This is a genomic window from Algoriphagus sp. A40 (genome assembly GCF_002002735.1).
Classification (GTDB): Bacteria; Bacteroidota; Bacteroidia; order Cytophagales; family Cyclobacteriaceae; genus Algoriphagus.
The window spans coordinates 182622-196574 of record NZ_MUNY01000045.1; the positions used below are offsets into that span (position 1 = coordinate 182622).

Sequence of the window (13953 nt, forward strand, 5' to 3'; positions counted from 1 at the left end):
ATGGAGCAGATAAAAAAGGCACTGGAGGACTTCATGTCCGGCATCGACAGGGATCCAAGGATCAGCCTGTCGCATATCGGGCTGTTCTCCGTGCTGCTCCACTTGAGAGAAGAAAATGAGGGTATTGAGCCCTTTCCCATCAAACGGGAAGAGCTGATGAAATCTGCCAAGATATCCAGCACCGCCACCTATTTTAAAATCATTGGCCAACTTCATGAATACGGATACATCCAATACTTCCCCACATTCAACCGCATGAGCCAAAGTCGGGTAAAACTGTCTTTTGATCATGCCAGTCATTTGTCTAAACCCAAAATACGATGAGCGACATCACCAAAGAAGACCTGGAAAATCTACGCCATCAGTTGTTTGTAGACCTTAAGGTATTACTCGAAAAACCTGCTCAGCCGGAAGTCAAACCCAAAGAATGGCTCAGAAGCCGTGAGGTAAAAAAAATGCTGAGTATTTCAGATGCGGCACTGCAAAACCTGAGAATTAGAGGTCTGGTAAAACCAGTAAAAATTTCAGGTCTTTATTATTATAAAGCCGAAGAGCTCAAATCACTTTTCAGCCATAAACCAAAATCATGAAATCCAACCAGATGGAACACTATGTGGCTAGGTTAATTCGGGAAAAAGGTCTTTCTCCCACCCGAATTTCTGTTTTTATGACCATCCTTCAACTGTGGAAGGAACAGGGTCGCCAAAACCCGTTTCAAATCACCCGTAAAAAAGTGATGAAACGCTCTGGAATCAAGAGTATCGTCACATATCACAGATGTATTTCAGAACTCAAAAATCGGGGAATGGTGGATTACCGCCCATCCTATCATCCGGGACTGGGCAGTGAGGTTATGTTAAAGTAATTAGGGTTCGAATTGATTGAGTCCGTTCAAAAGCCACTGTACGGATTTTCACGCTATCTCAATTTATCCCTACACGGCTTTCCAGTCAAAGAATGATCTCAAAATACCGTTACGTTTCATATCACCAAGATATATTATTCCAAAAATGGAATAAACCTAAAATCCTTTAACGCCATCGGGGAACTTAATATTGAATCGAGAACAAATTCCTTGCTTGGGTTTCTCTTGTTAAACGACGTTGTACGGATTTTGTACAAAATAAAACCATCTTGTTTGCATTGAAAAAAAAACTCTTTTTGAAAGTAGTTTACTGAGCCATACTCAACTGAAACGACAAATCCTTTTTCTGTTTTCAAAAAGCCATTCAATGAAAATCCACTATAATCTAGTTGACTAGGTAGATTGACTTCCTTGAATAATTTATTCTCGTTAAAAATACTGACGTATTTTGATTTCGATTCTTGGTAATAATCAACTTCTAACCTATATTCTTCTCCATTGCAATTAACCAGAAGGACATCACTTAACCCTTTTGCTTGGTCATTTCTTGCACTCTCTAAATTTTTTGATTTTGTATTCGTACAAGAGTAGAAAATTAAACTTGCAATAACCAAAAGTGTTTTAAATCCCATATTATCAATATTTATTAATCTACTCTCCAAAAAATAGATTCCCCTGCTGTTCCAGTCGCATTTAATATACCTCCCTTATTTCCTGTACTATAATAAAACCCAAATGTACCTCCTGTTGTCGATTGGCTGAAAGTCCCCCAATTTAAAGGGTTCCTAATTATACTGAAAACATCCGCAGGAATACTGTAACTTTTGGAACCATACCTAACTGAATTACCCCATTTTGCTTTCTGAGAGGTTTCATAATCATTGAAGGTCATCACATCAATAAAAATTGCTGAATACTCTTCAAATTTATTTTGTGGTGTTCCATTTGGTGAGCTTAAACCCCAAGCAAGAAAATCTGTGCCATCCCAAAACTGAGCTCCTCCTGTTGGATCTGCTCCTCCAGATAGCACATCTATCACTCCAGCCCTAGCAAATTTTGCTGTGCTTGAGTTATTCTCAATACTTAAAGCAGTTTTATTTGACTTACTAACACTTGAATAACCAGACATCAATTTACTATAAAGACTCTTCCCAGAAAAATTAGCAGCATTGTTTGAAGTATGCGCAATCCACAAATATTCCTTTGCCTCCATTGTAGTCCCTTCCTGTCTAACAATATTTGAAGAAGTTTGAAATTGGGTATGATTGTCAGTAAACTGGGATAAATTTTTAAATCCACCCTTGCCATCTCTTTCCCCTATAAAAGCCAAATCTCCTCCAGTTCTACCATCATCTCCCAAATACGTTCCGTCTTTCCCATAAATAGGATAATCCAAAGCTCCTGTCGGATCTATTCTAAATATCGGATTGTTGCTTACGAAGTTGTACGGAGTTAAAGACACTCTCATATGTGCCAATGGATCCACACTCAGGAACTTCCCAATCGTTGGGTTATAGATCCGGAAGCCGTAGTCGTAGTGGCTCTGATTGCTCCACTGCCCGCTTGGGTCCTTCTCCTTGCCATTGAACCCGTACCGATACGTATTGCTCTCCGTCCTGCCGGTCATCTCAAGACCGAAGGGATAGTAGTCCGTTCGGCTCAGAACCTGAGTCCAGGTACTGTCGGTCTTCATCCGGATTCGGTCTGATACCACTGCAAGCACATTGCCCAGATGGTTGCTGAGTTCGTACTGTTTGTGTCCCACCGTCCGGTAGCCCGGCTTGGAGGCATAGGACAGGTTCCCAAGTCTGGATGAACCGTAGATCGGCCGCTCTGATAGAGTATCCGCCTGATACACCGCCATCACATTGCCTGAGGCGTCCCGGATGTATCGGGTGATTACTGTCCCCTGCTTCTTCTCCACCCGGTTGCCGGCTGCATCGTAGCGGAACTCAAGCGGAGAGCCGGTCGACTTGGTCACTTTCCGGACTTTTCCCGATGGCGTCCATTCAATATTGGTCACCCCTCCTGCCACATCTGCGGTCAGGTTGCCGATTTGGTCGTAGGTATAGTTGTCCCCCTGGGCCGAGGCCGTCTGCCTCAGTTTGTTGGAGTTCGCATAGTAGCCGTAGGTAAAGTTGTCCTGAATGGCTGCTGCCGCGTTCCTCCGCTGTAAAGTAAGCAGATTCCCGTTGCCGTCATAGGTGTATCCCGCATCATAGGCCAGGGAATTGGTGGTGGCCCTTGTGGTAAATCCGGTGCCTGAAGTATAGGCTCTCAGGCTTCTCGCCTGTACGATCCGGTGCAGCTGGTCGTACTTGTACACCATCGCCTGCATGTCGTATTGATCCTGTGAACCTGCCAGCTCGGTGTTCATCCAGCTGATGTTACCGTTGAACAATCCTGTGTTGCTGTTGAGCGTGGATGTCCGGGTCCACAGGGCATCTCGGGTATCTGTGAGGACTGTCCCTGCCGTGATCGGGGCATAGTCCCCGCTGAAGTACCCCAGCGCAAAGGCCATCGCATCCTTGCCTGTCCGTTTCGTTCCGATTCCGTCTGCCCCGGGATCTCCCCCGCCCGGCATGTTCACCCCTTTCAGCCAGCCCTGAAGCGTATAGTAGTAGTCCAGCCCCTGCACCTTGTGCTCACCCAGTTCCACTCTTGCAAGAGGCCCATGGGGGTAGTAGTAATACGTCGCATCCGTGGTCCATAGGTAGCCGTCCGTACTGGTCTGCACTGTCTCGATCCGGTTGTCCGCATCGTAGCGGTAACGGTGGATCAGCTGTTCGGCCGTTTCCGGCTGGTAAAACACATAGTTCACGTTGCCGCTGATCTGATCGTACCGGTAGGCCGTGATCTTGGGGGCAAGTCCCGGAATCTGCTGAAACAGGCTTTTCACGTTCCCGTGCGTGTCATAGCTGTAGGCTGTCAGCAGCGTGTCGGTCTTGCCCTTCTCCAGCTGGGCGGTCCAGCTCACCCGGTTGCGCAGGTGGTCCTGCGTGAATTTCTGGTGCAGTCCCGTCTTGGGTGAATCATACCCGGTGAGGGTGATATCCTGCGCGGTATACGCAGGCCGTTGGGGAAAGTCCAGTTCCTTCAACTTCTCTTTCAGGCTCGACAGAGCCTCCGCGGTTACCAGTTCCCCGGTCTCGGTCACCCGTCCCAACCGGTCATACTTGCTGTAGCTGTAGGTATTGGCCCCTGCCTGTTTGGCGTTTTGCGAAAGCCTCAGCTGTCCGATGGCATTGTACCAGAACTGCGATACTCCCCCGTCGGGACTCGACTGCCACACCAGCTGGTTCTTGCTGTTGTAGCGGTATTTGGTCGGAAGTTCGTGGGCCGGGTTTACCGCCGTGCCCGATTTCACCTGATTGACCTGGGCAGTGGTCAGCGGCTTCACTCCCTGGGGAGGAACCGTCTGCACCAGGTTGCCCGCCTGATCATGGTAATAGAGCGTATAATGGTATTCCTGGTTGGTCACCGTCAGGGTCAGCGTCTCTGTTGCCCCTTCCAGGCAGGAAGTCGATACCGACCGGTAGTAGGACTCCAGCCAGGTGTTCTCCAGCTCCTCGACAGCGGCCTCCTGGATCGCCGCACGGACCGTGTCCCGCTCGGCCAGACAGCGCTCAACCACTTCCTCCCAGTCCGGTACATAGCTCACCCCAGCCAGCCAGGGGTTCGATGCAGGATCCAGCTCAAAAGAGGTGCAGACCGTGACAGTTATCGTAGGAACAGTCTCTATCACAACCGGAGGGCCTTTGATGACAGTACCGGGCGGAAGACTGGGGTTGGTAATTTCGGGGTAGTAAACCCCATTACAGATATTTGGCCCGTTGTCATTGAACACACAAGGGAGAGCGGGATTTTGGTAGTTGTATGCCTCTTCCCTAAAATCTGTAAACAAAGGAACCCCATCTTTGACCCAACGGTATTTTGAGGGCTGAGGCGTATTTCTTCCCATATCCGTGGATAACTCCAACACTCTGTTCTCCAACACCTGGGTAGAAAGCGTATCCACAGCTTGACTTTGGGGAAGATAAATCGATGTGTTGGTGAAATAGGTGGCCATTTCTACCAGACTTTCTACTTCAAAGCTATTGTTCGCAATCCTCAGGTAAGGAAGATTTTTGGAATAAAAGCAGAAAGGTAAAGTTCCTGTTAAGTAATTATTGTTAAGCGTTACCGTTGACAAAAAAGGAAAACTACACAGATAGTCTGGTACGGATCCAGTCAGTTTATTATTGTGCATTGTCCATTCCACCATTTTGGACAGGTTAGAAAAGGTGGAAGGAATGGGGCCGCTAAATTCAGAATTCTCAATTCTTAGCGCCATCAGATCCGTAAAGCTACCTATGAAAGAAGGAAGGTTACCGGTTAACTTTGTATTTAAAAGGTAAAGTTCCTTTAGCTTGGTAAGTTGGCTAAAACTGCTTGGAATCTCTCCAATCAAATAATTTGAATGGAGATGGAGATATTCCAGATTCACCAGATTTCCTATACTGGCAGGAATGGTGTTCCAATTCAGCTGGCTGCTGCTCAAATACAGTGCTTTCAGATTGGTCAGGTTGCCAATAGACTGGGGAATATTCTGATACAGTCTATTGGAAAACAGGAACACCTGCTCCAGGTAAACCAGGTTTCCGAAACTCTCGGGGATCTGCCCGTGGACGTTGTTATCCGGTAGGTATATCCCCAACACATTGCCGTTCGCATTGGTAGAGACTCCCACAAATCCGGAAACATCCTGGATCACATTGGGATTGGCCGTACTCCAGCCTGTCTTGTTCACCCAGTTGGCCCCGTTTGTAGCAGCATAAAAATCCATCAGGGCACTGTATTCCGCCTGGGTTGGCAGACCTCCTGCCAGCATCCTGGTATTTGCTCCTGTACCTCCTGAAAGATTTTTACGTGACCTTTCGTTGAGCAGCTCAGCTCTTTTTTGTGCCTCCATTTTAGCCTTTTCCTGCTCCATCCGGGCAAGAACCATCTTTTCTATCTCCTGAAGGCTTTTGATCTCTTCCTTGGAAAGTAAAAGTTTATCATCTCTTTTTTCCTTATCCGTACCCGTTGACTGTCTTGCAGACATCCTATAATTTCCGCCATAATTAGGGTCTGGTATCTCAACCTCCATGGAATCCGTGCACACCAACGGGTTGTCAATGGCAAAGCTGTTGATGCTGCAGGACTTGGAGGCCAGCAGGTTTTTCAGCGGAGTGAGCAGCGGATCGTTCACATCCTCAGTCAGGATCAGGTTGAAAAAGTTCCCCTGACGGTCGGAGTTCAGGTAAGCCCGCAGGCTCTCCCGGATCGTGGTCTGCTCCCCGGCCGTGAAGGTCTGCGGACAGCTGCCCCCGTTGGTGATCCCGTTCACCAGCTGGTCCAGCTCCTGTTCGGAGACCGGGCCTGTTTGCCCGGACGAAGCGGTAAAAGTCTGCATCCCAGCCTGCGTGTCCGGAAGTCCCAGGTTGCCAAAACTGGACTCCAGGTACTTCGGGCATGAAACCAGCTCCGGGATCGTGGCCTTGACCGCGTCACTGGTCTTCTGGTAAAATGCCAGGTAAACACCCCAACGTTTCCGGTCCAGTTCTTCCTGATATTCCTGGGGCGTCAGCTCATTGTCGGCCAGCTTTTTGGCCAGATCCGCATACAGCAGATGCACCCCGCCGGGGTCTTTCTGTCCCGTACTGTTCACATACATCCCGGTATTGGTCGGATCGGTGACGCTGGAGAGCGTCCCGGAAAAACCCCCTCCAAGATTGATGAAATTAAGTTTATTCTCTAAAGCCGTTAAATATCCAGACCCGGAGTTCCCCGTCTTGTAAAACGGATCTGTCCCGGACAGCGGCAGTTTGCCGCTGGAAAGCGCTTCCGCGTATCCGGAGATCCCCATCAGCCCCAGCTCGAAGAACCGGGCATCCCCGTTCTTTTCCATCAGCACGTAATTGCAATAGTCCGGATGGGTCTGCACCACGGCGGCAACCGCCACCGAATCCGATGGATCCAGGGACGGATTGTCCTCCAAAACTTCTTCCGCCATCAGGTGCCAGGCTCCCGCCTGTTCTGCTTCCAACATCCCCCCGAATGCTCCCTGAAGTGCGTTGTCAGCCTCCGGGCATTCTTCCATGCACAGTTCACAGTCACCCACCTGCTGGCCCGATGCGGCTTCCACCGCCTGACGCTGCTGCTGAAACTCCGTGCTGGCCCTCACCACAGTCAGAATCTCCTCCAGCGTCTTTTCCTTCACCTTCAGCTCCTTGACCACCCGGTACTCCCCGACCTTGGACAGGGTCAGCGCCAGGCTCACCCCGCTGAAATCCGTCTCCACCTGGCAGTCCGTCGCCGTGAACGTCCGGCTGAAGGCCCCTGCCGACGGATCTTCGTCCCCGGGGATATTCGCCGGAAGGACTACCGGAAGCCCGTCAGGGTCCACCACGCTCAGGCTCAGCGTAAACACGCAGCTCTGGCACCCGGCCTGATCCAGCTCATCCCCGATTCCTGACAGGGTATAGGCAACCGTATGGGGCGTGTTGGCCGTCAGGTTCACAAACGCCGCATCCACCCCCCTGCTGCCGCCAGAGGTTTTGTTCTGGGAAGACAGGTCGTAAACCACCGACGGCCAGCCCGCATTCTTCCGGGTGGTATACTCTGCCAGTTCGGTCACCAGATTCACCGGAACAGTCCCCGCCAGGGCCGTGGCCACCACCTGGCCCTCCTGGTTGAGGTACTGCACCGAGGCCTGCCCGTTCGCATCCACCGTCACCTCGCGGCGGTAATGGACTGCGGCACCCACCTGGGTGCCGAACAGCCGGATCAGTTCCTCGGGAAATGACTGCCCGTAGTACTTCCGGGTGGTTCTGGTCCCGTCGATGCTGTAGACACTCCCCGGCTGGTTTTGCTTCTTCACCCTTCCTGTAGGGTCGGGGGTGTATTCGGTCATCACCGCCCCGTAGCCCGCAGCTTGGGGAAGATAGGACCTGTTCACCACGCCCGTCAGTCCGTTGCTAGTCGAGTAGTACTTCCCCGTCCCATAGCTGGCCGACAGGGTGTTGTTGGCCACCGTCCCGTTGTCGTAATGGTATTTTCTCCTGCCCGTCGCATCCGTGGCCGCATTCACCGCCCCCACCGTGCCGCCGCCGGCAGTGAAAATGTTGTAGTTTGACCTGAAATTCAGGCTCGTCCCGGGATCGGGCGCAGGCAGAAAGGCCAGGGATTTTCTCCCCTCAAAATCATACCAGCTCTCCGAAACCAGCGTAACCGCTCCACCGTACAGGGTGCTCACCGATTGTCTGTCCCGAAGGGTTCCGTCCAGGTAAACCACCGACTTCTTAAAACGGCCCCCCTCAATGTAGTCGTTGCGGATCTGCCAATTGTACGACGTCTGCGGGTTGCTGACCGCCGTCCCTGCGTTGGGACCATAAGACCAGTCCCCCACCAGCTTCCGGTCCGGCTGATCCGGGCGATACCCCACCGCACGGACCCGGTAATACAGCTTCCCCTGGGGATAAAAAACCGGGTGGGCATAGCTGTTGGAACGCAGGCGGATCCGGACCCCCTGCCGGTGCGCAAAGGCAGCAGCGGCAGTCGAACCCACAAAATTGTCGTATTGGGAGATAAACACCCACTCCAGGTCATACTCCCGGAAGTCCGCATTGACCGAGGTCCAGCTCAACGTCGCCTTCGGGGCCGTATAGCCCACCGTCAGAACCGGCAGCTGCGCTGCGTTAAACGTGTCCCCCACCTTCTTGAACAGCTTCTCCCTGAGCGTGATCCTGCCGGCCGGGACCGTTCCCGTCCCGCTCTTGGACACGATCTTAAACCGGTAATCCACACTGCAGCTCAGGGCCACGTCATGGAACACCGTCCCATGCCAGGTACCCGCCGACGAACGCACCGACAGCGGCTTGGTCCAAAGCACCGTCGTCCCCTGCATAAAACTCACCTGAAGATCGGCCGTCCAGGCCGTCTCGGTGTTGAAATCCCCCAAGTCATAGCCCAGCTCCAGGCCTACGTAATACTCCCCCGTCAGACAGGGCGGTGTCTGAAACACATCAAAGGTCCGGTTCACCGCAAGCGTATCCCAGGGGATCACCTGCTCGATGGGTGAAAATGGCTCGATCCCTCCCGGCCTCATCTGCAATTCCGCCGGAATGAACTCCGTCTGCGACGGCATCTTCACACTCACCTCGGCTGTGGTCACCGAAAAAATGCTCCCCTTCTTCGACTTGATCCGGTACACATACGTACTCCCGGCCGTCAGTCCCGTGTCGACATACGCCGTAACTGTCCCCGCCACCGTGGTCAGCTGGCTGAAACTCCCCGTCCCAACCTTCCGCTCGATCACAAAAGAATCCACCGACTCACCCGAATAGCTCCAGACCAACCGGATAGAACTGTGGTTGTTCAGTCCCGCCCGGAAATCCACCGGAACAGGAAGGGGGGCGGAAACCGAGACGTGCGAAAAACAAAAAAACAATGTCAAAGTAAACAGCAAGGGGCGAAGGAAAGGACTGATTGTGACTGAAAATATCCGCATTGTGAAAATTGATCCCCGATGGCTAATAAGTGAATTGTACTATAATCATCGTGAAAATCCCAACTACAAAAAATACCCAGTACAGGGTATAGGTTTTTAACAAAAAAATTAACCTAAACGCCAACTGCAGATAACCTATTCCTATCTACGGATTTTTAGCATTATCCAGTACTTGAAAAATAATTGACAGAAAACACAACTAATTGATTATGAGAATATTTTTTTTCTGTGCTTAGTGAGAAAAAAAAATATTTTACATCAATTCCAAGTCTTTTATCAGGGTGATAAAGCACTATACATTAGGATATATTGGAAAACGAATTAGTCAGCGGTTTCAACCAATACCTCATCAATCGGGTCAGAATAACTAGAGTCAAGCTGATATTCCCACTCCAGAGCGAGTGAAATTTAGAAGCTGAAACAAATTAAATTTTACTCTTCCATATTAACGGAGGCTAAAATGTTCTTTGTTCGCGATTTGCAAACAAAGAACCGAAAAACTACCTTTGTTACATGAGAGATCATAATGGGATGCGTCCACTGGACATAGTAATACTAATGAAACTTGTGGCATTAGACAATCAGCCTTGGCAATACAGGGACTTATCTTCTTGTCTTTATATTAGCATTTCAGAAATCTCCGAATCCCTAAACCGTAGTATTCTGGCCGGACTGGTAGATCAGGGGAGTAAAAAAATAAGAAGGAATTCCCTGATGGAGTTTATTCAATATGGCTTCCACTATGTGTTTCCTCAAGTTCCCGGTGCCCTGGTAAACGGCATAGCAACCGCCCATTCTCACCCCTACTATAGTAGCTCAATTGTCAGCCAAATCCCCTACGTATGGCCTTCACCAACAGGAACTATCAGAGGACAGGCCATCCAACCCCTTCATAAAGGCGTAGTAAAAGCAGTATTAAAGGATGAAATACTATACAAACTATTGGCAAGTCTGGATATTCTCAGAGTTGGCAAGGTTCGGGAAATTAACATCGCACTCAACGAACTGAAAAGTCAAATCCTATGAGCCGCCATGAAAACACACTTCGAATCAGGGCAGTCTCAAATGCACTTCAAGAATTACGGGACAGTGTAGTTTTTGTCGGGGGTGCGACGGTCTCATTGTATGCTGACAGAGAAGCAGAGGAGGTACGCCCAACTGACGATGTAGACATACTGATAGAATTAATCAGCTATAAAGAATATGCGGCTATTGATGAGAAATTACGGGAAAAGGGATTTGTAAATGACATCGAATCAAAGGTCATCTGTCGATACAAAATACAGGGAATCATAGTAGACGTCATGCCTACTTCCGAGGAGATTCTTGGATTTTCGAATAGGTGGTATACTCCGGGATATGCAAACGCCATTACTCATCAGCTCACTGAAGAGGTTGAAATCAGAATATTGGCGCCGACGTATTTCCTGGCCACAAAATTAGAAGCATTCAAAAACAGAGGCAAAGTTGATGGAAGGACAAGTACTGACTTTGAAGACATCATCTTTGTTCTTAACAACCGAGTCACTATCTGGGAAGAACTCAAAAACACCATCCCTCCGCTAAGAGACTATTTAACAGAATCCTTTAAAGAGCTGTTGGAAAACAGCTACAAAGAAGAATGGGTCGGCAGCCATCTTGAATATTCCGAACAAGAGCGGTCTGTATTTATTCTTTCGTCTCTTCATGAATTCGTAAATACCTAAGTATGGGTCCAAAACCACATTCAAAGTACCCAATCTCAGGAAGGTTGGTATCTGGCCCGTCAGCGTTCCGAAAATTATATGACATTTTTGAACACTTTAAGCAATCTGAAGCCAATGAAATCCTTTTGGATTTTGATGAAGTGAGTTGGATGGATGCCAACTTATGTGCAATATTGGATTCGGTGATTTTTGTGCTTAATAGAGATTATGGACACAAATTTTACATAGACAAAAAACACATTTCAGGGAAGTTTGAGATCTTTCAAAGGAATGGCTTTCTTAGTGTGGGAACTTCGGACGAGGTACTGATTGATAATAGAGACACCACGGTAAGGATGACAAGATTCTCAACAGAGAGCGACGGTGAGTTCTATGGGTATATTGGAGAGAGCCTTTTTAACCATCAAGCTTTTGAAAAAATGCCGGACATAAAAGCGAATTTATTGGAGCACTTTCTCGAGATCTATGCCAACATTCAAACCCATGCCAATACAACCGGCCCTGTTTTTGCCTGCGGACAGTACTACCCACAGGTTCATCAACTCAAATTCACATTAGTTGATATAGGTGTTGGTTTTCTAGATCCAATTTCGGAATTTACTAAAGGACAGGTCAATACAGCCAATGAGGCAATTGTCTGGGCATTGACAGAAAAGAATACAACCAAAATGGACGCGCCTGGGGGCTTGGGATTGACTTACCTGAAAAACTATTGCCAAAAACATGGCCATGGGTTTCAAATAGTGACCAGCGGAAAATGCTGGACAAATGACACAAGTGCCCTAAATTTTTGGCCAGTAGCAAATTTCCCGGGAACAGCCATTAACTTGACATTTACCTGTAAATGAAACAATTATCAAATAACAAGACTTTGAACCCTAATTTTTATACCTTTGCACTCCCATGGTAAAAATCAGAGAAATCCTTTCCAAAAACATTGCAATCCTTCACTCGGATGGATTGAAAGTCTACAATGCGATTATGGAGGAACTTGCTCAGGACAAACGCTTTTCAGTAAGTTTTGAAGGAATAACTACAAGTACAACGGCATTCTTAAACGCTTCCATTGGAAAGGTTTTAATGAATTCGCCAGAGGCTGTGGATAAAATGGAAATCAAGAACGCCGAAGACAGCGTCTTGGACAAAATTGAATGGGTAAAAGAAAACGCCCTAAACACAGGAATAAGGGTAGCCAGAGAAGATGCAATGAGAGAGTATCTGGAAAACGCCTGATTTGAATGCCCACCGGAATTTTTAGGCTCACAAAAGAGACAGCCTCTTCTGAGAAAAGATACTTTTTGGATGCCAATGTTTGGATTTTTGCGCTCGGGAATCCGCCCTCTCCTAATACCAAAGGTCAGGAATACATCGATTTCCTTGACTCTTTACTCGGAAGTAAAATGAAAATCTATTCTCATACAATATTGATTTCGGAAGTTTTCAATGCCTTAATGAGAATTACTTTTAAGGATTTTACTAAGTCAGAGGAACTGCGAACAGGTAAAAAGTTGAATTTGGATTTCAAAAAAGATTTCAGACACACTAAAGAATATTTACAGGCATTTACAAGATTTCAATCAGACATAGAGGCCTATCTGCCTTTCATCCATATTATTGACAAAGAGTATGACTATGAAATGTCTTACCTGATCAAAAACCTACCTCCTAACTCTGATTTCAACGACTATTTATATTACGAAATGGCAGTTGACCTAGGGTTAACAATTGTCACCGACGATGGAGATTTCAACTATAGCGGCGTTGAAATTCTGACTGAAAACAACACACTACTTAAAAACAATTGAGCTAAACTGGGTTAATTTCTTTTCATTTTTGGACACTGGGTTTATCGGCCAATACCGTCGTTGGATTTACCTCCGGGTTGACAATTTACAAGAATCTACACCCAAGGAATGAATCCGATAACAAGGAAAACTATTTGAATTGATTAAAATTCATAACCAGTTGAAAATCAGGTGTAATACCAGAAAAAATCGCAAAACTCCCAACTTTAAGTCAATGAAAAACAAAAACCCCAGTTCCAAAAAACACTTAACTCGGGGGGTCAATTCGCAACGCTGACAGAAGGTCTCTTTGATAGCTATATGCATTTTTACCCCAGACTACATTTTCCCTACATAATTTTCCAGGCAAAAAAGGATGTCAAATTTCGTTGCATTTCAGTTGTCCTCAAAGGAAATCAATGGATTAAGGGAAATTTGAATCTATAAGTAATAACCACTGATCAGAAATAGAGACTTTTCTTATTGTCTCTGATCTATAGTTTATTTCTTCCTCAACACATGTATCATATATAAAATATACTGAAGGGTAATCTTTTTGATAATATTTGAAATATAATTTATCAAAATAAATCAAAGAATCACATGTTTCATTTTCCTTTTCCATATGAATTTCTGAAACACCCACTTGCTCCATTAGTCTTGTCAAATTCTCTTCCACTATTTCCATTTCCAATGTAGGTGTTTGAAAATTCGGATTGACAAATATCATTCGGACTAAATCTTTATTTACGCTATCTTTTCCATAATAGCTCAATAAATATTCCTTGATTACCTCAAAGTCTTGCGTTCGTTCTTTAAAGTGCTGCAGGTAGTCTTTTTCACCAATTTTTCCACCGCAAGAGGCAATTAAAATGACGGAAAATATCAACACAGTTAATTTAATCCTTAAACGACTATTTTTTTTCCTTTGCATTTTCTCTATATTCTATTCGCCTTTCCAATACTGCACCTTTTACACTGTTATCCTTTAGTAGATTTAGAGCTTTGATTCTTCCTGCGGATATTGCTTTTTGTTCATGAGGCTCATCAGTCCTCCCTTGGATT

The 13953-nt window shown here is 47.1% G+C and carries 11 protein-coding genes; 8 read left to right on the top strand and 3 right to left on the bottom strand.

What is annotated here, in order from left to right; translation table 11 throughout:
• The 3 genes from B0E43_RS08320 to B0E43_RS08330 are packed head-to-tail and all read left to right on the top strand — an operon-like array spanning position 1 to position 865.
• Entirely contained in the window at positions 1 to 324 is a 324-nt protein-coding gene (locus B0E43_RS08320) for a hypothetical protein (RefSeq protein WP_077348521.1), read from the top strand.
• Positions 321 to 590 carry a helix-turn-helix domain-containing protein gene (locus B0E43_RS08325; RefSeq protein WP_077348523.1) on the top strand — a complete coding sequence of 90 codons (270 nt, stop codon included), beginning with the start codon at positions 321 to 323 and terminating at the stop codon, positions 588 to 590. Before B0E43_RS08320 ends, B0E43_RS08325 begins: the two co-directional genes overlap by 4 nt.
• The gene (locus tag B0E43_RS08330) at positions 587 to 865 is read left to right on the top strand and encodes a hypothetical protein (RefSeq protein ID WP_077348525.1); all 279 of its coding nucleotides are present in this window, start codon (positions 587 to 589) and stop codon (positions 863 to 865) included. The genes B0E43_RS08325 and B0E43_RS08330 overlap by 4 nt, the downstream gene beginning before the upstream one ends.
• Before the next feature lie 134 nt (positions 866 to 999).
• On the opposite strand, the gene B0E43_RS08335 is transcribed toward B0E43_RS08330, so the two are convergent.
• On the bottom strand, positions 1000 to 1497 hold the full coding sequence (locus B0E43_RS08335; protein ID WP_077348527.1) for a hypothetical protein: 498 nt from the start codon (positions 1495 to 1497) through the stop codon (positions 1000 to 1002).
• A 14-nt stretch (positions 1498 to 1511) separates the two neighbouring features.
• A complete protein-coding gene (locus B0E43_RS08340) occupies positions 1512 to 9398 on the bottom strand; it encodes an RHS repeat-associated core domain-containing protein (RefSeq protein WP_077348529.1) in 7887 nt (2628 codons plus the stop codon).
• Between the two features lie 513 nt (positions 9399 to 9911).
• Here B0E43_RS08340 and B0E43_RS08345 point away from each other — a divergent pair.
• Genes B0E43_RS08345 through B0E43_RS08365 form a run of 5 tightly spaced genes read left to right on the top strand, consistent with a single transcriptional unit; the run spans position 9912 to position 12909 of the window.
• Positions 9912 to 10424: a hypothetical protein gene (locus B0E43_RS08345; RefSeq protein ID WP_254423389.1), complete on the top strand. Its 513-nt coding sequence runs from the start codon at positions 9912 to 9914 to the stop codon at positions 10422 to 10424.
• A complete protein-coding gene (locus tag B0E43_RS08350) occupies positions 10421 to 11104 on the top strand; it encodes a hypothetical protein (RefSeq protein WP_077348531.1) in 684 nt (227 codons plus the stop codon). Before B0E43_RS08345 ends, B0E43_RS08350 begins: the two co-directional genes overlap by 4 nt.
• A gap of 2 nt (positions 11105 to 11106) precedes the next feature.
• Positions 11107 to 11952 carry a hypothetical protein gene (locus B0E43_RS08355; protein ID WP_077348533.1) on the top strand — a complete coding sequence of 282 codons (846 nt, stop codon included), beginning with the start codon at positions 11107 to 11109 and terminating at the stop codon, positions 11950 to 11952.
• A 55-nt stretch (positions 11953 to 12007) separates the two neighbouring features.
• On the top strand, positions 12008 to 12337 hold the full coding sequence (locus B0E43_RS08360; protein ID WP_077348535.1) for an STAS-like domain-containing protein: 330 nt from the start codon (positions 12008 to 12010) through the stop codon (positions 12335 to 12337).
• A gap of 5 nt (positions 12338 to 12342) precedes the next feature.
• Positions 12343 to 12909 (top strand): PIN domain-containing protein, encoded by a 567-nt coding sequence (locus B0E43_RS08365; RefSeq protein ID WP_077348537.1) that lies wholly within the window; start codon positions 12343 to 12345, stop codon positions 12907 to 12909.
• A 403-nt stretch (positions 12910 to 13312) separates the two neighbouring features.
• Here the strand turns inward: B0E43_RS08365 and B0E43_RS08370 are convergent, their stop codons facing one another.
• A complete protein-coding gene (locus B0E43_RS08370; protein ID WP_077348539.1) occupies positions 13313 to 13822 on the bottom strand; it encodes a hypothetical protein in 510 nt (169 codons plus the stop codon).
• Between the last annotated feature and the right edge of the window lie 131 nt (positions 13823 to 13953).